19 protein-coding genes are annotated in these 24,336 nt (G+C 67.9%); 4 read left to right on the forward strand and 15 right to left on the reverse strand.

Going from position 1 to position 24,336, the window contains the following annotated elements:
* Window positions 1-155 precede the first annotated feature (155 nt).
* Window positions 156-3,023, forward strand: coding sequence for a valine--tRNA ligase (locus tag HWX08_RS23545; protein ID WP_174921982.1), 2,868 nt, complete (start codon window positions 156-158; stop codon window positions 3,021-3,023).
* 87 nt (window positions 3,024-3,110) lie between these two features.
* Complete coding sequence (gene galU / locus HWX08_RS23550; protein WP_069256434.1) at window positions 3,111-3,995, forward strand: UTP--glucose-1-phosphate uridylyltransferase GalU; 885 nt, start codon at window positions 3,111-3,113, stop codon at window positions 3,993-3,995.
* Between the two features lie 64 nt (window positions 3,996-4,059).
* On the opposite strand, the gene HWX08_RS23555 is transcribed toward galU, so the two are convergent.
* The 7 genes from HWX08_RS23555 to HWX08_RS23585 form a co-directional block, all read right to left on the reverse strand.
* On the reverse strand, window positions 4,060-4,677 hold the full coding sequence (locus HWX08_RS23555; protein ID WP_069256433.1) for a DUF4136 domain-containing protein: 618 nt from the start codon (window positions 4,675-4,677) through the stop codon (window positions 4,060-4,062).
* A gap of 37 nt (window positions 4,678-4,714) precedes the next feature.
* Window positions 4,715-7,102, reverse strand: a complete 2,388-nt coding sequence (locus HWX08_RS23560) for a CHASE2 domain-containing protein (RefSeq protein WP_107312341.1) — start codon at window positions 7,100-7,102, stop codon at window positions 4,715-4,717.
* Window positions 7,103-7,112: 10 nt separating this feature from the next.
* A complete protein-coding gene (locus tag HWX08_RS23565; RefSeq protein ID WP_174921983.1) occupies window positions 7,113-8,495 on the reverse strand; it encodes a FecR family protein in 1,383 nt (460 codons plus the stop codon).
* Window positions 8,492-9,196, reverse strand: a complete 705-nt coding sequence (locus HWX08_RS23570) for a response regulator transcription factor (protein WP_006490421.1) — start codon at window positions 9,194-9,196, stop codon at window positions 8,492-8,494. Before HWX08_RS23570 ends, HWX08_RS23565 begins: the two co-directional genes overlap by 4 nt.
* 271 nt (window positions 9,197-9,467) lie before the next feature.
* The gene (locus tag HWX08_RS23575; RefSeq protein WP_174921984.1) at window positions 9,468-9,890 is read right to left on the reverse strand and encodes a peptidase; all 423 of its coding nucleotides are present in this window, start codon (window positions 9,888-9,890) and stop codon (window positions 9,468-9,470) included.
* A 212-nt stretch (window positions 9,891-10,102) separates the two neighbouring features.
* Window positions 10,103-10,330, reverse strand: coding sequence for a sulfurtransferase TusA family protein (locus tag HWX08_RS23580; RefSeq protein ID WP_006402122.1), 228 nt, complete (start codon window positions 10,328-10,330; stop codon window positions 10,103-10,105).
* A gap of 116 nt (window positions 10,331-10,446) precedes the next feature.
* A complete protein-coding gene (locus HWX08_RS23585; RefSeq protein ID WP_174921985.1) occupies window positions 10,447-11,382 on the reverse strand; it encodes a LysR family transcriptional regulator in 936 nt (311 codons plus the stop codon).
* A gap of 113 nt (window positions 11,383-11,495) precedes the next feature.
* On the opposite strand from HWX08_RS23585, the gene HWX08_RS23590 reads away from it, so the two are divergent.
* Window positions 11,496-13,016, forward strand: a complete 1,521-nt coding sequence (locus HWX08_RS23590) for a CoA-acylating methylmalonate-semialdehyde dehydrogenase (protein ID WP_174921986.1) — start codon at window positions 11,496-11,498, stop codon at window positions 13,014-13,016.
* Window positions 13,017-13,073: 57 nt separating this feature from the next.
* Here the strand turns inward: HWX08_RS23590 and HWX08_RS23595 are convergent, their stop codons facing one another.
* The 8 genes from HWX08_RS23595 to HWX08_RS23630 form a co-directional block, all read right to left on the reverse strand.
* The gene (locus HWX08_RS23595; RefSeq protein WP_069256427.1) at window positions 13,074-13,958 is read right to left on the reverse strand and encodes a MurR/RpiR family transcriptional regulator; all 885 of its coding nucleotides are present in this window, start codon (window positions 13,956-13,958) and stop codon (window positions 13,074-13,076) included.
* A 272-nt stretch (window positions 13,959-14,230) separates the two neighbouring features.
* The gene (locus HWX08_RS23600) at window positions 14,231-15,403 is read right to left on the reverse strand and encodes a Gfo/Idh/MocA family protein (RefSeq protein WP_174921987.1); all 1,173 of its coding nucleotides are present in this window, start codon (window positions 15,401-15,403) and stop codon (window positions 14,231-14,233) included.
* A gap of 32 nt (window positions 15,404-15,435) precedes the next feature.
* On the reverse strand, window positions 15,436-16,362 hold the full coding sequence (locus HWX08_RS23605; protein ID WP_174921988.1) for a TIM barrel protein: 927 nt from the start codon (window positions 16,360-16,362) through the stop codon (window positions 15,436-15,438).
* 39 nt (window positions 16,363-16,401) lie between these two features.
* Window positions 16,402-17,415 carry a bifunctional inositol 2-dehydrogenase/D-chiro-inositol 1-dehydrogenase gene (iolG, locus tag HWX08_RS23610; RefSeq protein ID WP_174921989.1) on the reverse strand — a complete coding sequence of 338 codons (1,014 nt, stop codon included), beginning with the start codon at window positions 17,413-17,415 and terminating at the stop codon, window positions 16,402-16,404.
* Between the two features lie 59 nt (window positions 17,416-17,474).
* Window positions 17,475-18,386 (reverse strand): sugar phosphate isomerase/epimerase family protein, encoded by a 912-nt coding sequence (locus tag HWX08_RS23615; RefSeq protein ID WP_174921990.1) that lies wholly within the window; start codon window positions 18,384-18,386, stop codon window positions 17,475-17,477.
* 50 nt (window positions 18,387-18,436) lie between these two features.
* On the reverse strand, window positions 18,437-19,462 hold the full coding sequence (locus tag HWX08_RS23620; protein WP_174921991.1) for an ABC transporter permease: 1,026 nt from the start codon (window positions 19,460-19,462) through the stop codon (window positions 18,437-18,439).
* A gap of 26 nt (window positions 19,463-19,488) precedes the next feature.
* Window positions 19,489-21,063: a sugar ABC transporter ATP-binding protein gene (locus HWX08_RS23625; protein WP_174921992.1), complete on the reverse strand. Its 1,575-nt coding sequence runs from the start codon at window positions 21,061-21,063 to the stop codon at window positions 19,489-19,491.
* 68 nt (window positions 21,064-21,131) lie between these two features.
* A complete protein-coding gene (locus HWX08_RS23630; RefSeq protein WP_069256421.1) occupies window positions 21,132-22,058 on the reverse strand; it encodes a sugar ABC transporter substrate-binding protein in 927 nt (308 codons plus the stop codon).
* Window positions 22,059-22,373: 315 nt separating this feature from the next.
* On the opposite strand from HWX08_RS23630, the gene HWX08_RS23635 reads away from it, so the two are divergent.
* Entirely contained in the window at window positions 22,374-24,332 is a 1,959-nt protein-coding gene (locus HWX08_RS23635; protein ID WP_069256420.1) for a bifunctional 5-dehydro-2-deoxygluconokinase/5-dehydro-2-deoxyphosphogluconate aldolase, read from the forward strand.
* The last annotated feature ends 4 nt before the right edge of the window (window positions 24,333-24,336 follow it).

Raw genomic sequence — 24,336 nt, forward strand, 5'->3', positions numbered from 1 at the left:
GATCCGTTCGACAGCAAGTTGCAAGCGGGTCGCGGGCACGCTGCGGCCGCGTCGCGACGGGCCCGCGCCGGCAAGGCGATGGCTGGTGGATGTGCATCCATTTATAATCGTCGGATTCGGCATCCAATTCACGCATTTTTCGGCAGATTTCCAACATGAGCGACAACACGCTTGCGAAGAGTTTCGAGCCCCACACCATCGAGTCCCAATGGGGGCCGGAGTGGGAAAAGCGCGGTTACGCGGCCCCGGCATTCGACCCGGCCCGCCCCGATTTCGCGATCCAGTTGCCGCCGCCGAACGTCACGGGCACGTTGCACATGGGCCACGCGTTCAACCAGACGATCATGGACGGCCTCGCCCGCTATCACCGGATGCTCGGCGAGAACACGCTGTGGGTGCCCGGCACCGACCACGCGGGGATCGCGACCCAGATCGTCGTCGAGCGCCAGCTCGATGCGCAGGGCGTGTCGCGCCACGACCTCGGCCGCGAGAAGTTCGTCGAGCGCGTATGGGAATGGAAGGAAAAATCCGGTTCGACGATCACCGGCCAGGTGCGCCGCCTCGGCGCGTCGACCGACTGGTCGCGTGAATACTTCACGATGGACGACAAGATGTCGGCCGCCGTGCGCGACGTGTTCGTCACGCTTTACGAACAGGGCCTGATCTATCGCGGCAAGCGCCTCGTCAACTGGGATCCGGTGCTGCTGACCGCCGTGTCGGACCTCGAAGTCGTGAGCGAAGAGGAAAACGGCCACCTGTGGCACATCCGCTACCCGCTCGTCGACGGCTCGGGCTCGCTCACCGTTGCCACGACGCGTCCGGAAACGATGCTCGGCGACGTCGCATTGATGGTCCACCCGGAAGACGAACGTTACGCGCACCTGATCGGCAAGCTCGTCACGCTGCCGCTGACGGGCCGCGAGATTCCGGTGATCGCCGACGACTACGTCGACCGCGAGTTCGGCACGGGCGTCGTGAAGGTCACGCCCGCGCACGACTTCAACGACTACCAGGTCGGCCAGCGCCACAAGCTCGCGCCGATCGAGATCCTGACGCTCGACGCGAAGATCAACGACAACGGCCCCGAGCAGTATCGCGGCCTCGACCGCTTCGACGCGCGCAAGGCGATCGTCGCCGACCTCGACGCGCAAGGCTTCCTCGATTCCGTGAAGCCGCACAAGCTGATGGTGCCGCGTGGCGACCGCACGGGCGTCGTGATCGAGCCGATGCTGACCGACCAGTGGTTCGTCGCGATGACGAAGCCGGCGCCGGAAGGCACGTTCAATCCGGGCAAGTCGATCACCGAAACGTCGCTCGACGTCGTGCGCAGCGGCCAGATCAAGTTCGTCCCGGAAAACTGGACGACCACCTATTACCAGTGGCTCGAGAACATCCAGGACTGGTGCATCTCGCGCCAGCTGTGGTGGGGCCACCAGATTCCCGCGTGGTACGGCGAGAACGGCGAGGTGTTCGTCGCGCGCAACGAGGAAGAAGCGCGCGCGCAGGCCGCCGCGAAGGGTTACGCGGGCGCGCTCAAGCGCGACGAGGACGTGCTCGACACGTGGTTCTCGTCGGCGCTCGTGCCGTTCTCGTCGCTCGGCTGGCCGAACGAAACGCCTGAACTGAAGCACTTCCTGCCGTCGTCCGTGCTCGTCACGGGCTTCGACATCATCTTCTTCTGGGTCGCCCGGATGGTGATGATGACCACGCACTTCACGGGCCAGGTGCCGTTCCACACCGTGTACGTGCACGGCCTCGTGCGCGACGCGGAAGGCCAGAAGATGTCGAAGAGCAAGGGCAACACGCTCGACCCGATCGACATCGTCGACGGCATCGACCTCGACACGCTGGTCGCGAAACGCACGACGGGCCTGATGAACCCGAAGCAGGCCGCGACGATCGAGAAGAAGACGCGCAAGGAATTCCCGGACGGCATCGCCGCGTTCGGCACCGACGCGCTGCGCTTCACGATGGCGTCGATGGCCACGCTCGGCCGCAACGTGAACTTCGACCTCGCGCGCTGCGAAGGCTATCGCAACTTCTGCAACAAGCTGTGGAACGCCACGCGCTTCGTGCTGATGAACTGCGAAGGCCACGACTGCGGCACCGACAAGCCGGAAGTCTGCGGCGCGGGCGATTGCGGCCCGGGCGGCTACCTCGACTTCTCGGCGGCCGACCGCTGGATCGTGTCGTTGCTGCAGCGCACCGAAGCCGACATCGCGAAGGGCTTCGCCGATTACCGCTTCGACAACATCGCGAGCAGCATCTACAAGTTCGTGTGGGACGAGTACTGCGACTGGTATCTCGAACTCGCGAAGGTGCAGATTCAGAACGGCACGCCGGAACAGCAGCGCGCGACGCGCCGCACGCTGCTGCGCGTGCTCGAAACGGTGCTGCGCCTCGCGCACCCGGTCATCCCGTTCATCACCGAAGCGCTCTGGCAGAAGGTCGCGCCGCTCGCGGGCCGCTATCCGCAAGGCAACGCGGAGGGCGAAGCGTCGCTGATGACGCAGGCGTATCCGGTCGCGAACCCGCAGAAGATCGACGAGGCGTCCGAACAGTGGGCGGCCGACCTGAAGGCGATCGTCGACGCGTGCCGCAACCTGCGCGGCGAGATGAACCTGTCGCCGGCGACCAAGGTACCGCTGCTCGCCGCGGGCGACGCCGAGCGCCTGCGCGCGTTCGCGCCGTACGTCCAGGCCCTCGCGCGCCTGTCGGAAGTGCAGATCCTCGCGGACGAAGCGGCGCTGGACAAGGAAGCGCACGGTGCGCCGATCGCGATCGTCGGGCCGAACAAGCTGGTGCTGAAGGTCGAGATCGACGTCGCGGCCGAACGCGAACGTCTGTCGAAGGAAATCGCGCGCCTGACGGGCGAGATCGCGAAGTGCAATGCCAAGCTCGGCAACGAGGCATTCGTCGCGAAAGCGCCGCCGGCCGTGGTCGAGCAGGAACAGAAGCGCGTCGCGGAATTCCAGAGCACACTCGAGAAACTGCGCGCGCAGCTCGATCGGTTGCCTGCGTAACAAACCGTAAGGTCGATTGCGTTCACTATAATGCGGACGTGAACATAGACCGTCTGACAAGTCGATTACAGAAATAAAGGTTCGATCATGTTGAAAGTTACGAAGGCGGTGTTCCCCGTCGCCGGTCTCGGCACGCGGTTCCTCCCGGCAACGAAGGCGAGCCCGAAGGAAATGCTGCCGGTCGTCGACAAGCCGCTGATCCAGTACGCGGTCGAGGAAGCGATCGCCGCCGGCATTACCGAGATGATCTTCGTCACCGGGCGCAGCAAGCGCGCGATCGAGGATCACTTCGACAAGTCGTACGAAATCGAGGCCGAGCTCGAGGCGCGCGGCAAGGAGAAGCTGCTCGAACTCGTTCGCAGCATCAAGCCGAGCCACGTCGACTGCTTCTACGTGCGCCAGCCGGAAGCGCTCGGCCTCGGCCATGCGGTGCTGTGCGCGGAAAAGCTCGTGGCCGACAATCCGTTCGCGGTGATCCTCGCCGACGACCTGCTCGACGGCAACCCGCCCGTGATGAAGCAGATGGTTGACGTGTTCGACCACTATCACAGCTCGGTGATCGGCGTCGAAGAGATCCCGCCGTCGGAGACGAAGTCGTACGGCATCGTCGACGGCAAGGAGTGGGAAGAGTCGATCGTCAAGATGTCGGCTATCGTCGAGAAGCCGGCGCCGGAAGTCGCGCCGTCGAACCTCGGCGTGGTCGGCCGCTACATCCTGAAGCCGCGGATCTTCGAGCACCTGCGCGCGCTGAAGCCCGGCGCGGGCGGCGAGCTGCAGCTCACCGACGCGATCCAGGCGCTGCTCGCCGACGAGCAGGTGCTGGCCTACAAGTATCAGGGCACGCGCTACGACTGCGGCAGCAAGCTCGGCTACCTGAAGGCGACGGTCGAATTCGCGCTGCGCCATGCGGAAGTCGGCACGGATTTCGACGCATACCTGCGCTCGCGCAACGGCGCCCACCCGGCCGACTGAACGCGGCAAGGGCGCGACGGCTCGCAGCGGCGAGCCCGCCCTCACCTCACCGGCCGCACCGCGCTCAGCGCGCGTCGGCCGGCTTCACCAAGACGACGCCCGGCATTGCGCCCGCGTCGTCTTTTTTCGTCTTGACGAGCCAACCGCCGCCTTCGCCGAACGGCACCTTCGCGAGCGCGCTCTTCACGAGCGCCGGCGCGGCCTGTTGCGTGCCGGGATCGCGATCTCGCAGCGCAGCCGACACGCGGTAGACGTCGGCGCCCGATTTCGCGTCGACGAAGCGCAGCGTCAGCACATGGCGGTACACGCGCCCCATGAACGGCAGAGGGAGCGGCGCCGGGCCGTCGACCGTCACGCACGCGCTGCTCGCGGCGCCACACCCGGCAGCGCTTGCCGCGACCGACGCCGGCTGCGTCGCATACGCGATCGACAGCCGGTAGCGCGCGGCCGGGAGCGGTTTCACATCGAAGCCGCGGTGCGCGAGTTCGTCGCGCACGAGCGCCTCGATCTGCCGGTATTCGGCGTCGCCCGCCTGCGCGGCCGTGCGCACGATGTCGTAGCCGTGCGCGTCGGACGCGAACGCGTTCGGCTGCCCGATCGCGCTCACGCCGCTCGTCACGCCGCCGGCGCAACCCGTCAACAGCGACACCGCCAGCGCGGCCGCTGCCCATTCCTTTCTCATGGCTTTCCCCAAATGCCTGCCGTCGCGCCCGGCCCTGTCAGGCGGACGGCTCGTCCATCGCGGGCAGCGACACCGTCACCGCGGTGCCGACACCCACCTCGCTGTCGACCGACACGCTGCCCCCATGGCGCGTGACGACCGTCTTCACGAATGCCATGCCAAGCCCGGAACCCGAGATTTCGGGCCGCTCGCCGGCATGGAACCGCTTGAAGCGCTCGAACAGATGCCGCTGATCTTCCGGCGCAATGCCGTATCCCTGATCGCGAATCGTACAGAACATCCGTTTCGATGCGTGCTCGACCGCCAGCGTACACGTGATCACGGTATCGGATGGACTGTATTTGACCGCGTTGTTCAACAGGTTCACGAACGCGCGCGTGAGCAGCGAGCGGTCCGCGCGTACCCAGCACATCCCGGTGCCGACGTCGGTGTCGATGCGGATGTGCTTCGCCTGCGCCTGCGGCCATACCTCGTCGCTCGCATCGATCAGCACGTCGACGAAGCTCGTCGTCTCGAGCTGGTATGCCTGCGACTCGGCGCGCGCCAGCTGCACGAACTCGTCGGCCAGCGACAGCGCACGGTGCGCATAGCGCTCGATCCGCGCGAGCAGCCCGCGCATCGCGTCGGTCTCGGCGCGGTCGCGCTCGATCTCGACGAGCGCGAGAATCGACGACTGCGGCGAGCGCATGTCGTGCGACAGCAGGTGCAGCGCTTCCTCGCGCTGCCGCTCCGCCGCGTGCAGTTCGGTCACGTCGACGAGGCCGGCGATCCAGCCCGTCACGCGGCCCTGCGCGTTCGTGCAAGCCGCGTAGCGTAACAGATGGTCGAGCCCATCGCGATCGCGCACCTCGATGCCGCGCGCCATCGCGTCGTGTTCGGCCTCGAGCGTCGGGTCGAGCGCGGCCGGCCAGTGTTCGCGGATCGCCGCATCGTGGTCGGCGTTGCCGTCGACGGTCTTCATGAACGTCAGCTCGCCGAGCGCGGTGCGCAGCGGCCGCCCTTCCGGCAGCGGCAGCGCGAGACGCGACCCGTAGCGCTTGGCCGCATGGTTCGCGATCAGCACGGTGCCGGCCAGGTCGGTCACGAAGATCGGCTCCGGCATGCTGTCGAGGCTGTCCCACACGAAGCGCTTCATGTCCTGCACGCGCTGCGCGGCTTGCGCCATCAGCGCCATCTGCCGCTCGAGCACGTCGCCGCCGACGTTGCGCGTGCGCGGCGCCTCCGGCAGCAGGTGCGGCTCGTCGGCGAGCCGCTGCAGCTCGCGGCGCAGGTACGACATCGTCATTTCCAGGCGCCGCCAGTTCCAGATCGGGTAGACGGCGATCAGCCCGAAGATCGCGGGCGCCGGCGACAGCCAGATGCGCGCCTCGACCAGCAGCGCGAGGCTCGCGACGACGGCGAGCGCGGCGAGGCTCAGCGTCAGCAGCAGCGCGCGCCACGGCGACAGCATCAGGAAGCCGCCCAGCAGCACGGCGAGCGGCAGCAGCGACGCGGCGAACAGGCCGGCGCCCGACGCAGGCGAGATCGCGCTGCCGGTGGCCAGCATGTCGAGCACGTTCGCATGGATATAGACGCCGGCGAGCGGCCCGAACTCGCCGGACACAGGCGTCGCGAAGCGGTCGTACAGCCCCGATGCGGTCACGCCGACGACGACGATCTTGCCGCGCAGCGCATCGGGCTTCACGCGCCCTTCGAGCACGTCGTCGAACGACAGCGTCGGATAGGCGGGCGTGTTGCGGCTGAACGGGATCAGGTAGCGGCCCTCGCCGTTCGCGTCGCGCGACAGGTCGTGCGCGTGGGCGCCGGGCACGCCGCCGACCGGATGCAGCCGGCCGGCCTGGATCGCGCGGTACACGGGCACCATCAGTTGCGGCCAGCGCACGCGGCCGTCGCTTTCGAACAGCGCAACGCTGCGAACGATGCCGTCGGGGTCGACTTCGAGGTTGATGTGACCGAGCCCGACCGCGCGCGCCGCGAGCGCGGCCACCGGCGGATCGACCACGCGCGAGCCGTCCGCCTGTTCGGGGCTCAGCAGCACGGGCAGGAAGGTCGGCACGCGGCTCATCGCGTCCGCGAACGCGCGATCCTCCGGCGACGGTTCCGTAAACAGTACGTCGTAGACGACGGCGGCCGGCTGCGCGCGCGCCAGCGTGTCGAGCAGCCGCGCATGCACGTCGCGCGACCACGGCCAGCGGCCGAGCGCGGACACGCTCTGGTTGTCGATGTCGACGACGACCACGTCGGGCGACAGCGGCAGGCTGCGCAGCATCAGCAGCCGGTCGTAGATCAGGCCGTCGACGCTCGCCGACAGGCGGCCGAGCGCGCACGCGAGAATCACCGCGATCCCGAGGCAGCCGATCGCGATCCATTCGATCAGGAAGCGGCGGCCGAGATGCCGCCGCGGGGATACGGAGTCGGGTTTCATGCGCCGCGGATCAGCGCGACAGCGTAAACGCGCCGACCGGACTGGTCTTCTCGTAGAACTTGCCGCCTTCGAACTCCTCGACGGTCACGGCCCAGAAATAGTCGCCCGGCGGCAGGTGCGCGACGGTGATCTGACGCGCATGCAGGCCAACCTGGTCGACGACCGGCGCACTCAGGTCCTTCGAGCGCGACAGCACGAACCGGTAGCGCGCGCCCTTGCCCGCGCCGTTCGGCGACCAGCGGAACTCGTAGCCGCCCGCGCCGGGCGACGCGCTCGCGTCGAGCCCCATCGCGCGGCGTTCGAACGCGTACGTGCGCGGCTGGCCCTCGAGGCCGTTCGCGTCGATCGCGGCGACCCGCACGAAGTAGTTTCCGTTCGGCACGTTGCGGAACACCGCGCGCGGCGAATCGGTACGCGTTTCGCGGAACAGGTCGAGCAGCCCCGCGTCGTGCGCGAGCTGCACGCGGTACGCATGCGCCTGTTCAAGCGGCGCGACGTCGAACGTGACGTCGGGCTCGTCCTGCACCTTGTCGGGATGCGCAAGCGCCGGTGCGGGCAGCAGCTCGACGGGCGCGCCGACCGCGCCGGACGCCGTCGCGACGCTGCCGAAATTCGCATGCACGAGCGTCGGGGTGGCCGACTGGCGGCCGCCCGCGACGCCGACGGTGCCGTCGAGCACTTCGACGCGCGTCGACGCCGTGCCGGCCGCGTCGTAGTTCACGCGAAAGCGCGTGCCGCGCACGCCGGCCACGACCGACGGCGAACGGATCTGGAAGCGGTCGTCGCGCTTCTTCAGGTGGGTGACCTCGCTTTCGACCGAGCCGCGCGTGAGTTCGAACTCCCGATCGAGCGTGCCGGTCAGCACCGTGCGGCGCAGCGACTTCAGGTCGAGCTGACTGTCCGGCGGCAGGCTCATGTGCGTGCCGTCGGACAGTTCGAGCGTCACGAAGCCGTTCGGGCCCGTGCGTACGCGATCGCCCTCGGCGAGCGTCGCATCGCTCGCGAGCGGCGAGAAGACATTGCCGGCGACATTATTGCCGGACGCGCGTTCGGCCGCGCCCTGCACCGCGACGACGCGCGCGGTCAGCTTTTCCTTGCGCAGCCGCGCCACCGGCAGCTTCAGCGCGATGCCGGGCTGCAGGCGCTTCGGCGCAGGCACGCCGTTGATCTGCTGAAGCAGTTGCCAATCGTCCGTGCCTTGCAGGTAGCGTGCGGCGATGTCGTACAGCGTGTCGCCCGCGTGCGTGCGATACACGACCATCTTGCCTGCTGCCGCGGCCGCCGGCGGCTGCGCGGCCGCATGCTGCGCGGCGAACGCAAACGCGGCCACGCAGACGGCGCGCAGCGCGGCCGTGCGCAGGTTCGCCGCGCGCTGCATGATGTGCCGGGTCACTCCGGTTCTCCCTGGCCGACCCGTTCGAGCCGGTAGCCGTAGCCGTAGATCGGCGCGAGGCGATAGCCGTTTTCGGGCCGCAGGCCGAGCTTGGTGCGCAGCATCGAGATATGCGTATCCATCGTGCGCGACGGGATGTCGGTCGCCTGCTTCCACACGAGATCGAGAATATGGGCGCGCGACAGCGGCCGGTCGAGGTGCTGGAACAGCAGCAGCGCGAGCTCGAATTCCTTCTGCGTGAGGCTCACGGCCTTGTCGCCGACGTAGGCCTGCTTCAGGTTTACGTCGAAACGGAACTGATCGAATTCGCGAACGGTGGCCTCGGCGTTGACCGGATACGCGCGGCGCAGCAGCGAGCCGATGCGCGCGCGCAGGATCGGGCCCGACACGGGCTTGACCACGTAGTCGTCGGCGCCGGCGTTGAGGATCTGCGTGATCCCCGCCTCGTCGTCGCGGCTCGTCATGAAGATGATCGGCAGGCTGTGCTCGGTCTGATTGGCACGCACCCACTTCAGCACTTCCTCGCCGGACATGTCGGGCACGTTCCAGTCGAGGACCAGCAGATCGAACGTCTCGCGCTGCAGACGCTTCTTCAGGGCCTTGCCTTCCTTGAACGCATAGCACGTGTGGCCAACGGCCGTCAGCGTTTGACTGACGAAATCCGTCTGGGCCGGATCGTCATCCAGTACAGCAATTCTCATAGCACCCCGCAAATCGAAATCGATTCGTCCAGTTCAGCTCTCCGCCTTCATCCAGCCGCGCGACACGTGTGCGGCGGCGTCCGGATATCGGCCGTCGAGCCGTCGTTCGCCGCTCGCGCCACCTGCGCAAACCAGCGACCCCGGCCAAGCATCTCAAAAACGGGGCACGGACGAACCGGCGATTTCATCATAGTAGTATGAAATTCGCCAACAAATTGCGCGGACTACCGTCTTTTCTTCGAATAATCCTTCCTGCCGTGCAATCTGGCGCCTAGTCGACGCGCGCCACGCCCGTCGCCGGCTCGGCGACATCGTCGGCCGGCACGTGCGGTGACAGCCGCTCCGGACGCGCCGGTTGTGCCAGCATCCGCTGCAACTGCCCGCGCACACGCTCCCACGCGGTGGCCGCGTAGTCCGGCTGGCTCGTCGCCCACGCGTGCGCCAGATCGAACACGCGCTCGATCGTCGCACCGCAGTAAGTCGGGCCCGAGCCCTCGCGCTGCGCGGCATCGCGCAGCCGTTCGTCGAGCCACTCGGCCAGCCACGGCATCTCGGCCGCGGCGGAATCCGCGTACGCCTCCAGCGCGGCACGCGCGTGGCGATCCTGTTGTGGGTCGAGCTCGATACGGCTCAGCCCCGATACGCTGCGTTCCGCTTCGGACGGACTTCGAATGGTCCCTGGTCTGAAGGACATGTCCTCTCCCCGTTGTACGACGGTAGCGCCAGGCATGGCCCCCGTGCCCGCCGTACGACGTACCGTGACCGGCGCATCCGCTGGGAGCGGACGACCGGCCGGGTCAGTATACGCAGGCGGTCGCGAAGCGAGGTTTAAGAATTGTCAGAGAAGCGTGGCCGGCGCGGCGCGGCCGTACGGCGCCCGGGCGGCCGGCACCGCGAGGCGCGCCGTCAGCGGCGGCGCATCAGGAACACGAAGGTCTTGTCCTGCGTCGTCGATTCGACGATCTCGTTGCCCGTCTGCTTCGCGAACGCGGCGAAGTCGCGCTGCGAACCCGGATCGGTCGCGAGCACCTTGAGGATCTGCCCGCTTTCCATATCGGCGAGCGCTTTCTTGGCACGCAGGATCGGCAACGGGCAATTGAGCCCGCGCGCGTCCACTTCCTTGTGAATCTGCATCGGCTGTCGACCTTCGAATGACGCGCCACACGCGGCGCGGGAGGAAGCGGCGATTTTACCGCAGCGCCGCCCCGGCTGCCCGGACGGCCCACGGCCGGCGCCCGCGGGCGCGAGGCTCATGCGCCGGAGAAGCCGCCCGCGAGCCGTTCGCGCAGGTGCCGCACGAGCGCGCGCACCGCGCTCGGCACGACCGGGCTGTACGGCCGGATCGCGAAGATGTGGTCGCCGAACGCGCCGGACGGCCGCCAGCCGTCGAGCAGCGTGACGAGCCGGCCGGCATCGAGGTCGCGCTGCGCGCTGAAATCCGGCAGCAGCGCGATGCCGAGCCCGCCGAGCGCGGCCTCCCGCATCGCCTCGCTGTTGTTCGCGGCGAAGCTGCCGCGCACCGGCACGCTCACGCGCTGACGCCGCCGGCCGTCCGGCTCGAAACTCCACGCGGCCGGTTCGTTGTCGCGCAGGTAGCACAGGCAGCTGTGCTCGACCAGTTCGCTCGGGTGCCGCGGCGCGCCGCGCGCGTCGAGATAGTCGCGGCTCGCGACGAGCAGCGAGCGCGTGTCGCACAGCTTCCACGCGACGTGGGTCTGCGGTGCGGTGGTCGTATGGCGGATCGCGAGGTCGAAGCCCTCCTGCGTCAGCGAATGCAGCCGGTCCGACAGGTCGAGTTCGATCTGCACGCCCGGATGCTGGCGCAGGAAATCGGGCAGGTGCGGCACGACCTGCTGGCGCCCGAGCGCGACCGGCACCGTCACGCGCAGCAGCCCGCGCGGCTCGCCGGCCAGATCCTTCACGCGCGCGAAGTGCTGTCCGATCGACTCGAACGCGTCGCGCGTGCTGTCGACGAGCGTCTGGCCCGCATCGGTGAGCCGCACGCTGCGCGTCGTGCGCCGCACGAGCGGCACGCCAGCCGCCTTTTCGAGATCGGCGATGCGCTGGCTCATCGCGGCCTTGCTGATGCCGAGCCGCTGCGCGGCAGCCGTGAAACTGCCGGCCGCGGCCAGCACCGTCAGCGAATGGATATGCGGCCAGAGCGCCTGGACATTTTGCTGATTCATCCATCGATTATTCAGAATTCTGAACAGTGAATCAAGTTTCGCGGCCTTCTCCCGCCCCGCGCGTTTGCCTAGACTGGGTGCTGTCCATCCCACCCGATTCCCCAGGAGACACGATGAATCCGGTTCCCGCTTACACCTCCGACGCCGACGTCGGCCACTATGTCGACGGCGCGCCCGTCGCCGGCCGCAGCGGCCGCTTCCAGGACGTCCTCAACCCGGCGCTCGGCCGCGCGGTGCGCCGCGTGGCGCTCGCCGACGACAGCGAAGTGCAGCAGGCCGTCGCGTCGGCCCATGCCGCGTTCCCGACCTGGGCCGAGACGCCGCCGATCCGCCGCGCGCGCGTGCTGCACCGCTTCCTGCAACTGATGAACGAGCATCGCGACGCCCTCGCGGCGATCATCACGGCCGAGCACGGCAAGGTGTTCTCCGACGCGCAGGGCGAAGTCGCACGCGGCATCGACATCATCGAATTCGCATGCGGCGTGCCGCAACTGCTGAAGGGTGACTTCACCGACCAGGTCAGCACCGGCATCGACAACTGGACGATGCGCCAGCCGCTCGGCGTCGTCGCGGGCATCACGCCGTTCAACTTCCCGTGCATGGTGCCGTGCTGGATGTTCCCGGTCGCGCTCGCGACGGGCAACACGTTCGTGCTGAAGCCGAGCGAGCGCGACCCGTCGGCCGCGCTGTTCATCGCCGACCTGCTCACGCAGGCCGGGCTGCCGCCCGGCGTGTTCAACGTCGTGCAGGGCGACAAGGGCGCGGTCGACGCGCTGCTCGACCACCCCGATGTACAAGCGGTCAGCTTCGTCGGCTCGACGCCGATCGCGGCCTACGTGCAGCAGCGCGCGGTGCAGTCGGGCAAGCGTGTGCAGGCGCTCGGCGGGGCGAAGAACCACCTCGTCGTGATGCCCGACGCAAACCTCGAGCAAGCGGTCGACGCGCTGATCGGCGCCGCGTACGGGTCGGCCGGCGAACGCTGCATGGCGATCAGCGTCGCGGTGCTGGTCGGCGACGTCGCGGACAAGATCGTGCCGCTGGTGGCCGAGCGCGCACGCAAGCTGGTGATCGGCGACGGCATGCAACCGGAAGTCGAGATGGGCCCGATCGTCACCGGCGACGCGCTCAAGCGCATCGAAGGCTACATCGAGCAAGGCGTGAACGAAGGCGCGCAACTGGTGGTCGACGGCCGCGGGCTGCGTGTGGCCGGCCGCGAGGCAGGCTTCTTCACCGGCGGCACGCTGTTCGACCACGTGACGCCCGAGATGCGCATCTACAAGGAGGAAATCTTCGGGCCGGTGCTCGGCTGCGTGCGCGTGAAAGATTTCGGCGAAGCGGTCGACCTGATCAACGCGCATGAATTCGGCAACGGCGTGTCGTGCTTCACGAGCGACGGCGGCATCGCGCGCGAATTCGCGCGGCGCATCCAGGTCGGCATGGTCGGCATCAACGTGCCGATTCCGGTGCCGATGGCGTGGCACGGCTTCGGCGGCTGGAAGAAGAGCCTGTTCGGCGACATGCATGCGTACGGCGAGGAAGGCGTGCGCTTCTACACGCGCCAGAAGTCGGTGATGCAGCGCTGGTCGTCGAGCATCGGCAAGGGCGCCGAATTCGCGATGCCGACCGCGAAGTAAGTCCGCCGCTGTGCCGCCCGCGCGATCGTTCGGCGGGCGGCGCATCGACCATCGCGTTCAGCCGGCCTGCGTGCCGTGCGCGCCGTCGGCGGTCGGCAGATACGACAGTTCGAGCCGGTACGCGAGCGCGACGAACAGGCTCTGCGCAAGGCCCATCGTGGCCGTCAGCGCGCGGAAACCGAACGTCGCGCTGTCCTGCACCATCAGCGTCACCTCGGCTTCCCGCGCGAGCGGGCTCATCCGGCTGTCGGTGATCGCGATCAGCCGCGCGCCGCGCTGCACGGCCTGCTGCGCGACCTGCACGGTTTCCTCCGCATACGGCATGAACGAGATCACGATCATCACGTCGCCCGCGCGCACCGAGCGGATCTGCCCGAGATGCATGCTGCCGAGCGCGCTGAACAGCCCGATGCGCTTGTCGGTGTGCTGCAGCGCATAGTCGAGGTACACGGCGATCGGAAACGCACGGCGCGAGCCCGCGATCCAGATCGCCTGCGTGTCGGCGAGCAGGTCGACGGCCTGCGCGAGCGCCTGCGAATCGAGCGTCTGCCGCAGTTGCTGCATCCCGGCGATGCTGCCCTTGATGAACTCGTCGGCGATCTGTTCGGGCTGCAGGCTCGACGAGCCCGATTCGATCACGTCGCGCAACCGCAGGTTGTACGCGCGCCCCGGCGCGATCTGCTGCGCGAGCCCCTCGCGGAACAGCCGCTGCATCTCGGAAAAGCCGGAGAAGCCGAAATGCTTCGCGAAGCGCACGACGGCCGACGGCTGGACGCCGCACGCCTCCGCGAGCGACTGGATGCCTTCCAGGCCAAGCTGGTCCCGATGCGTTTCCACGTGGCGCGCGATCACCTTCAGGCGATTGCTGAGGCCGTCGTATTCCTGCGTCAGATGCTGCAGGAACTGCTCGACGGTGGCGGGAGGTTTCTCGGATGAACTCATCGGATAGCGCGAAGTTGACGGCCCCGATGCGCGCGCGATGCGGGCGGGCGCGGCCCGGGGCTCACCTGGATACATGCATGAAGGGCGAATTTAATCACGTTTGCGGCACGGCCCGCGCCGCACGCTCGCTCCCACGCGCTCGATCATCACTTGCCTACGCTCCACGGCGATACTGGAAGCGATTGTCCGACGCTCTCGCGGCGCCGTAAAGATCAGGGTGTCTACCAAGGCCGGCCGCCACGGCAGCGCGTGGCGCAACCGGCCTGCCCTGCTCAGCGATAGTCGACCCACACGCCGCCCGCATCGGCGGAACGCACGCAGTTCTCGACCCAGCGCACGCCTTCCACGCCCGCATGGACGTCCGGATAGCGGATGTGCTTCAATGCCGCGGCGTCGCCGCGATCGGCCGCATCCATCGCCAGCGCGAAGCGCGCGTAGAGATTCGACCACGCTTCGAACAGCCCTTCCGGATGCCCGGCGCCGATCCGATCCTCGCGCAACGCGTGCGGATGCAGATAGCCCATTCCGCGATCGAGCACCTGCGCGGGTTGGCCCTGCACTTCGTAGCGCAACTGGTTCGGATGCTCGTCCCACCATTCGACGCTCGCCTTCGAGCCGATCACGCGCACCTTCTGGCTGTGCATCGAACCCGCGTTCACCGCGCTCGACCATACGTAGCCGACCGCGCCGGTGTCGTATTCCATGATCGTGAACGCGTTGTCTTCCAGCGGCGCGCGGCTCTTCACGAAGCTCTGCCGCGAACACATCAGCCGCCGTATCTTCAGCTCGGGCGCCATCACCTCGGAGATGTACAGCGGATGCGTGCCGATGTCGCCGAGCACGTAGCTCGGGCCCGCGAACTTCGGGTCGACGCGCCAGCGCGCGGCCGCGCTCGCGGCCTCGACGCCTTCGCTGTGGAAGCCGTGCGCGAACTGCATCTGCACGATGCGGATTTCGCCGAGATCGCCGCGCGCGATCATCTCGCGCGCCTGCTCGATCATCTGGTGTCCGGAATAGCCGTACGCGACGCCGACGATCCGGTTCTTCTCGACCGACAGCCGCTGCAGCGTCTCGGCCTCGTCGGTCGTGAAGCACAGCGGCTTCTCGCAGACCACGTGCAGCCCCGCGTTCAGCGCCGCGCGGCAGATTTCGAAGTGCGTGTTGTTCGGCGTTGCGATCGATACCGCGCGGATGCCGTCCGGGCGCCGCGCCTCGGCGTCGAACATCGTCGCGTAGTCGGAATAGCAGCGTTCGGCCGCGACGCCGAGCTTCACGCCGAACTGGCGGCCGCGTTCGGGGTCGAGGTCGAACGCGCCGGCGAGCAACTGGAAGCTGCCGTCGCGCAACGCGGCCGACCGGTGGCTGTAGCCGATCTGGCTGCCGAGCCCGCCGCCGACCATGCCCCAGCGAATCGAATGTCCAAGCAGAATCTGTCCGTCAATCATGATGGTGGTGTTCCTGGTGCGTGTTCACAAGATCATGCAAAACCGGCCGACGCGAGAAACGCGCGGCTCGCGGCGACGTCGCGCAGGCTCGTGCCGGCGTTGCGCGGGTCGCGCTCCTGCTCGATCGTGATGTAACCCGCGTAGCCGATCTCGTCGAGCGCCTCGCGGATCGCGCGGTAGTCGAGCACGCCGGTGCCGATCGGGCACATCACGCCGCGCGCGCACGCGGCGAAGAACGCGATGTGCTCGCCCATCACCGCGTCGTACACGGCCGCGTCGATGTCCTTGAAATGCACGTAGTCGACGCGCGACGCGTGACGGCGCAGCCACGTTTCCGGGTCCATGCCCGAGTAATGCAGGTGGCCGGTGTCGAGACACAGGCCGGCCGTGTCGGCGGGAATATCGGCGACGATCCGGTCGATCTCGTCCGCGAACTCGATATAGCCGCCCGCGTGCGGATGAATCACCGCGCGCACGCCGAATTCGTCGCGTGCGATCGTCGCGATCTGCCGGATATGGTCGACCATCCGCGCCCAGCGCTCGTCCGACAGCCGCGGCGCACGATCGCCGTGCCCGGCCGCGTAGTCGCGCTCGTCGTGGCCCCAGTCCATCACGACCAGGTACGGCGCCGCATGGCGCTGGCCGTCCTGCGTCGGCAGCCTGGGCAGCCGCGTGATCAGCGCGCAGATGTCGCGGGTCTGGCGCAGCAGGTTCGGCAGGTTCTCCGGCGACACGAGATCGTCGAAGATCGTGCCCGCGGTGATGCTCAGGCGTTGCCGCTCGAGCTCGGCGCTCACCACGTCCAGTTCGAGCGGGATGTAGCCATACGGCCCCAGCTCGATGCCCGAGTAACCGGCCTGCGCGGCCTCGGCGAGCACCTGCCGCCACGGCGGCAGGTGCGGGTTCTTCACGTCGTCGACGCCCCAGCAGCACGGGGCGCAGCCAATCTTCATCGTCATGTCGGTCGGTCCGTCAGACAAGCGGCGGGTGGCCGCGGATCAGCCACGATAGAACGCGGGACGCTCGGCCATCGCGATCGGTTCGACCGCGCCGCTCTTCTGCGCGCGCACGCACGCGTCGGCCGCGACCGCCGCCGCGTAGCCGTCCCAGGCCGACGGCCCGGTGAGCGCATGCGCGCGCACGCCGTCGATGAATGCCTGCAGCTCGACGTCGTACGACGCGATGAAGCGCTCCTTCCAGTCGGTCATGATCTCGACCGACTGCCGCGCCGCATGCTTGAGCCCGACGGCCGGCGGATCGGGCAGCTTCGCGACGCCCTGCTCGCCGACCACCTCGCACTGGATGTCGTAGCCGTACTGGCAGTTCACGAAGATCTCGACGTCGATGCGCACGCCGCTCGCGGTTTCGAGCAGCACGATCTGCGGATCGGCGAGATGCGCGGATGCATGGCGCGTCTTCTTCGGATAGACGACCTGCGCGCTCGTGTAATCCTCGCCGAGCAGCCAGCGCAGCACGTCGAGTTCGTGGATCAGCGTGTCGGTGATCGCCATGTCGGTCGTGTAGCGCTCGCCGACCGACTGGTTGCGGTGCGCGCAATGCAGCATCAGCGGCTCGCCGATTGCGCCGCTGTCGATCACGCGTTTCAGCGCGCGGTAGCCTTCGTCGTACGGCCGCATGAAGCCGACCTGCACGAGCCGCTTGCCGTGCGCGACTTCGGCTTCGACGATCCGCATGCAGCCGTCGGCGGTGACGGCCAGCGGCTTCTCGCAGAACACCGGCTTGCCGTGCGCGATCGCGTCGAGCACGAACGCTTCGTGCGTCGGCCCCCACGACGTGACGAGCACGGCCTGCACGTCGGCGGCCGCGACGACCTCGTGGCCGTCGCCGTAGATCTCCGCTTCGAGCCCGTACTTCGTCACCGCGTCGCGCGCCTGCTGCGGATCGATGTCGTTGACGGCCACGACGCGCGCGCCGGACAGCGTGCGGGTCAATCTGCGGATATGGTCCTGGCCGATCGCGCCGCAGCCGATCACGCCGATTTGCAAGGTCATCTAACAGTCTCCAGTCGTTCATTGGCGGTGCGGCACGCGCCGCACCGGTCAGTCATTCTTCAGCGCGCGGTGCGATCGAAATGACGATCGACGTAGCGCTGGATCGTGTCGCGCATGTAGCGTGACGACGCTTCCGCGCGGTCCTCCCACGCGAACACGCACGACGACATCACGCCGTCGAAGCCTGCCGCGCCGAGCGCGCGAAAGAACACGTCCCAGTCGATCTCGCCCTGCCCGATGTCGAGATGCTGGTGCACGCGGATCTGGTTCGAACCCGGCGGGTTCACGATGTAGCGCAGCTGGCTGCTCTTGCGGTGGTCGAACGTATCGGCCACGCGCACGTGCGCGAGGATCGGCGCGGCCTGCGCGATCATCGCGGCCATGTCGTCGCCGTAGTAGAACGTGTGCGGCGCGATGTACGACAGCTTCAGCGACGGCGAGCCGATGTTCGTGACGATGTCGATCGCCGGCTGCAGCTGCTCGATCCAGTCCTCCGGATGCGGCTCGACCGACAGCACGATGCGTTCGCGCTCGAGGATCGGCAGCAATTCGTCCATCGACCGGAACCACGCGGCTTCGCACAGTTCCTTCGGGTTCGCCCCCGGCCGTTCGCCGACCGAGCACTCGGGCGACGCGCCGCGCCCGAACTCCGACACCATCAGCGCGCACTCCATCTCGACCGCCACCTCGATCGCCTTCTTCCAGCAGCGCACCGCCCATTGCCGCTCGTCGTCGAACGGGCTCGCCCAGCGGTACATCGGCTGCAGCGACGCGAGGCCGACGCCGCTTGCGCGCAGCGCGTGGCGGAACGCGGCCATCCGCTCGCGGGTCGCACGCGGCATCACCCACCAGTCGAGAAAGTCGCTGCGCGGCGACAGCTCGATCTGGTCGTAGCCGAGCTCGGCCACCGCGTGCGGCAGCCGGTCGAGCGGCAGGTGGCGAATCATGTACGGGTCCAGCGCGATCTTCATCGGGGTTTCCTTCGCGAATGGGGGGAGCGGGCTCGCGCGCACGCGTGTGCTCAGCGGCGCTTCTTCTTGTTGCGGTACTGGTCGGCGATCACGGCCGCGACGATGATCGCGCCCTTGACCATCTCCTGGTAATACGCGTCGATGCGGATGAACGTGAAACCCGACGTCATCACGCCGAGGATCAGCACGCCGATCACGGTGCCCGTCACGCGGCCGAGGCCGCCCGACAGCGACGTACCGCCGATCACGACCGCCGCGATCGCGTCGAGCTCGTACATCACGCCCATGCCGGACTGGCCGGAGATCGCGCGCGCGGCCGTCACGGTGCCGGCGATTCCGCTTAACAGGCCCGCGATCGCGTACACGAAGATCAGGTGGCGGGTGACGTTGATGCCCGACACGACGGCCGCATGACGGTTCGCGCCGATCGCGTAGGTGTACTTGCCGAAGCGCGTGTAGCGCAGCACGACGTGGAAGATCGCGGCGATCACGAGGAAGATGATCACCGGATTGGCGCCCGCGCCGATCGCGGCGAACTGGTCGGTCAGCATCGACACCGGCATCCCGTTGGTGAACCACTTCGCGAAGCCGCGCGCGGCGACCATCGTGCCGAGCGTCGCGATGAACGGCGGGATGCCCGTCATCGCGATCAGCGAGCCGTTCAGCAGGCCGACCAGCAGCCCGACGCACACGCCGGCCAGCACGGGCCAGATGATCGGCAGGTCGGTGAGGTGCGGAAACACCGCGCGCGGGAAGTCGGACACCTGCGCGAGACTCGCGGACACGACCGCCGCGGCGGCCACGACCGAGCCCGACGACAGGTCGATCCCGCTGGTGATGATCACGAGGTTCACACCCACCGCGATGATGCCGATCACGGCCATCTGCAGCACGATGATCTCGAGCCGCTCGGCGTTGAACAGGAAGCTCTGGCCGACGACGACCCAGCCGACGATCTCGAAGAACAGGCTGATGCCGACGAGCACGAGGAAGATGCTCAGCTCGGGCGGCCACTTCGTGTGCCGCGACTTGAGGGTCATGGTCTGCGCGTCCGCGACCGGATTCAGGTTGCCCATTTCGTTGTCTCCACTCTTGTTTCGGCTCAGCGCGACGCGAGGTCCATGATGCGGACCTGGTCGGCGTCCTTGCGATCGACGATGCCGGTCATGCGCCCTTCGTGCATCACCATCACGCGATCGCTCATTCCCAGCACTTCCGGCATTTCCGACGAGATCATCAGCACCGCGACGCCCTTGCCGGCGAGCGCGCTGACGAGCCGGTGAATCTCGGCCTTCGCGCCGACGTCGATGCCGCGCGTCGGTTCGTCGAGGATCAGGATGCGCGGCTGCGTGAGCAGCCACCGGCCGATCAGCACCTTCTGCTGGTTGCCGCCCGACAGGTTCTGGATCTCCTCGTGCAGCCCGGGCGACTTCACCCGCAGCATCCGGCTCATTTCCTCGCAGTCGCGTTTCAGTTGCGCGTGCCGCACGAAATTGAACTTCACGTAGCGGTTGCTGAGCACCGCGGCCTCCATGTTCGCGAGGAGGTCGAGATTCAGGAAACAGCCGGTGTCCTTGCGGTCTTCGGTGAGGAAGGCCATCCCGTGCTTCATCGCCTGCGCGGGCGTCGCGATGCGCACCGGCTTGCCGTCGATGCGGATCTCGCCCGACGTGGCCGGCACGACGCCGAACAGCGCCTCGGCGACGTTCGAGCGCCCCGACCCGACGAGGCCGGCCACGCCGAGGATCTCGCCCGCGCGCAGCTCGAAACTCACGTCGCGGAACACGCCGTCGACGCCGAGATCCTTCACCGACAGCACGACGTCGCCGATCGGCACCTCCTCCTTCGGGAACATCTGCGTGATCTCGCGCCCGACCATCATCCGGATGATGTCGTCGCGCGTGACGTCGCTCGATGCGTGCGTGCCGATGTACTTGCCGTCGCGGAACACCGAGAATTCGTCGGCGATCTCGAACAGCTCGTTCATCTTGTGCGTGATGTAGACGATGCCCTTGCCCTGCTCGCGCAGCTGCCGAATGATCCGGAACAGGTGCGTGACTTCCTTGTCGGTCAGCGCGGAGGTCGGCTCGTCCATGATCAGCACGTCGGAGTCGAACGATACGGCCTTCGCGATCTCGACCATCTGGCGGCTCGCGACCGTCAGCGTGCGCACGTCGGTTTCCGGATCGATGTCGATCGACAGCCGTTCGAACAGCTCGGCCGTGCGGCGGCGCAGCGCCGCGTGATCGATCAGGCCGAAGCGGTTCTTCGGTTCGCGGCGGATCCAGATGTTCTCCGCGACCGTCATGTACGGCATCAGGTTGAGTTCCTGGTGGATCATCGCGATGCCGCGATCGAGCGCATCCAGCGGGCCGTTCAGCACGACCGGCTCGCCGTTGATCAGGATTTCGCCCTGGTCGGGCGTGTAGACGCCCGCGATGATCTTCATCAGCGTCGACTTGCCCGCGCCGTTCTCGCCCATCAGCGCATGAACGGTGCCGCGGCGCACGCGGAACTGCACGCCGTCAAGCGCGACGACGCCCGGAAAGGACTTGCCGACGCCGCGCACCTCGAGCACGCAGTCGGCCGCGGAAGAAGCCGGCGGCGCCGACGCGCCGGACGAAGCGGCCGACGCATCGTCGCCGGCCATCGGGCGCGCGATCCTGGCTGTAAACATGGACGTTCCTCGACGAGTCGCGCGCGAACCCGGCCGTGCCGGGCCCGCGCAGTTCAACGGATCACCGGTCAATGCTTCGCGTACTGGCTCATGTTCTCGGGCGTGACCAGCTCGAACGGCACGTTCACGTAGCGGTCGACGGGCTGTTTCTTCGCGAGCTTGAGCGCGGCCGCGACGGCCTGCTGCCCCTGCCCGGCCGCGTTCTGATACACCGACACCTTCAGCTCGCCGCTCTTCATCGACGCGAGGCCGTCCGGCGTCGCGTCGATGCCCGCGACGATCGTCTTCGGCGTCCACTTGCGCGCGGCCTTCAGCGCGTTGATCGCGCCGATCGCCATCTCGTCGTTGTTGGAGATGATCGCGTCGTACTTCGTGCCGGAACTCAGCCAGTTCATCGTGATGTCCTGGCCCTGCGTGCGGCTCCACTTGCCTTCGCGCTTGTCGACGATCTTCATGCCCGAGCAGTCCTTCGTCGCGATCACGTCCTCGATGTCCTTGGTGCGGGCGCGCGCCGATTCGTTGGACAGCTCGCCCATCAGCACGAGCACGTCGCCCTTGCCGCCGAGCAGCTTGCACACCTGGCGAGCCTGCAGCGTGCCCGACTGCTTCTCGTCGGACGCGACGACCGCGACGCCGGCCGGCAGCTTGTCGAAATCCACCGGCTTGCGGTTCACGTAGACGAGCGGGATCTTCGCGGCCGTCACCATCTTCGTGATCTTCGGCGTCGCGTCGGTATCGACCGCGTTCACGATGATCGCGTCGACCTTCTGCGCGATCATGTTCTGGACCTGGCTCAACTGCTTGCCGACGTCGTTGCCGCCGTCCTCGATCTGCACCGTCGCGCCGTCCTTCTTCGCTGCGTCGGAAATGCTGTTGCGCAGGATGGTCAGGAACGTGTCGTCGAACGACGCCATCGTCACGCCGATCTTCTCGGCATGCGCGAGCGGCGCAGCCAGGATCGCGGCGGCCGCGACGGCCATCAGCTTGGTCTTCATGATCAATCTGTCTCCTCATCTCCGGGGGCGGAAGACGGCGCGTTGCGCGCCGCCGGGCCCAGTCCGATCGAAGCCGATGCGGACTGATGCATCCGGATGAAACTGTAGATCACTTCCTCAAAAATTTGGAAATTTATTTCTACGTGATTTCACCTAGGGAACTGGATTTCCAAAAAGTCTAGACTGCGTCCGTAGCCCGATTCCTTGCGGCAGGCAGTCCCGCGTCGTGCAGTACACGATGCGGACGGTCGCGACCGGATCGGCCCCCTAATTCGCCGGCATCGCCGAACGCCGGCCGCGAGCGTGACACGTGATATGAGCCTGCTGAACTTTCCGAGTGACCGCCCCATCGATCTCGCCTGCCTCGGCCGCGTGGCCGTGGATCTCTATGCGCAGCAGTACGGCAGCCGCCTGGAAGACGCGCGCAGCTTCCAGATGTATCTCGGCGGCTCGTCGGGCAACGTCGCGTTCGGCGTCGCGCGGCTCGGGCTGAAGACCGCGATGATTTCGCGCGTCGGCGACGAGCAGATGGGCCGCTTCCTGCGCGAGACGCTCGAGCGCGAAGGCTGCGACACGAGCCAGTTGCAGACCGACCGCGAACGCCTCACCGCGCTGGTGCTGCTCGGGCTGAAGGATCGCGACACGTTTCCGCTGCTGTTCGTGCGCGAGAACTGCGCGGACATGGCCGTGCGCGCCGACGAGATCCGCGAGGACTTCATCGCCGGCTGCCGCGCGCTCGCGATCACCGGCACGCACCTGTCGACGCCGGGCACGCGCGAGGCGTCGCTGACCGCGCTCGGCTATGCGCGCCGCCACGGCGTCGTGCGGATTCTCGACATCGACTACCGGCCCGTGCTGTGGGGGCTGACCGCGCGCGGCGCGGGCGAGAACCGCTACGTGCCGGACGCGCAGGTGACGCGGCAGCTGCAGCAGGTGCTCGGCGAATTCGACCTGCTGGTCGGCACCGAGGAGGAGTTCCTGATCGCCGGCGGCGTGCCGCACGACCTGATCGGGTCGCTCCAGGCGGTGCGCGCCATCACGAACGCGACGCTGGTCGTCAAGCGCGGCGCGCTCGGCTGCTGCGTGATCGAGGGCGACATTCCCGCCCGCATCGACGACGCGCCGACCTTTCTCGGCGAACGCGTCGAGGTGCTCAACGTGCTCGGCGCGGGCGACGCGTTCCTGTCGGGCCTGCTGTCGGGGCTGCTGCGCGGGCGCGACTGGGCCGAGTCGACGCGCATCGCGAACGCGTGCGGCGCGATCGTCGTGTCGCGCCATGCGTGCTCCGCGGCGATGCCGACGCCGGCCGAACTCGCGCACTGGTTCGACGGCAGCCGCAACCCGGTGGTCGACGCGGACCACACGCTCGCGCACCTGCATCGCGTGACGGTGCCGCGCCGCGAATGGGACGACCTGTGCGTGATGGCGTTCGACCATCGCAGCCAGTTCTACGAGCTCGCGGTGCAGTCCGGCGCGGACGAAGCGCGGATCAAGACGCTGAAGCAGCTGCTCGTGCGCGCGGTGGAGAAGGTCGAGCGCGATCGCCATATCGAAGGCCACGTCGGCGTGCTGATCGACGGCGGCGGCTACGGCAGCGACGCGCTGGCCTCGGCCACCGGGCGCGGCTGGTGGGTCGGCCGCCCGGTCGAGCTGCCGGGCTCGCGGCCGCTGCGTTTCGACGAAACGCGCTCGGTCGGCTCGTCGCTCACGCACTGGCCGACCGAACAGGTCGTGAAGTGCCTCGTTCACTATCATCCCGACGACGCCGTCGACCTGCGCGTCGAACAGGAGCAGCGCGTGCTGGAACTGTGGGAAGCCACGCGGGCCAGCGGCAACGAGCTGCTGCTGGAAATGATTCCGCCGCGCGCGGTCACGCCGGCCGGCACCGAGGACGACGCGGTGCTGCGCACGATCGCGCGCTTCTACAACCTCGGCGTGAAGCCCGAATGGTGGAAGCTCACGCCGCTGAGCGCCGACGGCTGGACGCGGCTCGCCGCGCTGATCGCGGAGCGCGACCCGTACTGTCGCGGCGCCGTGATCCTCGGGCTGAACCAGCCGCTGCAATATCTTGTCGACAGCTTCCGCTCGGCGACCAACCCGATCGTCAAGGGCTTCATGGTCGGGCGCACGCTGTGGGCCGACGCGTCGCTGAACTGGTTCGCCGGCCGGATCGACGACCAGGCGCTGATCGACGAAGTCGCCGGCAACTTCGCGCAGCTGGTCGACGCATGGCTCGGCCGCCGCGCGGCGGCTGCCCGCGCCGCCGCGGCCTGACGCG

The sequence above is a fragment of the Burkholderia metallica genome (genome assembly GCF_902832845.1).
In the GTDB taxonomy this organism is placed as follows: Bacteria; Pseudomonadota; Gammaproteobacteria; order Burkholderiales; family Burkholderiaceae; genus Burkholderia; species Burkholderia metallica.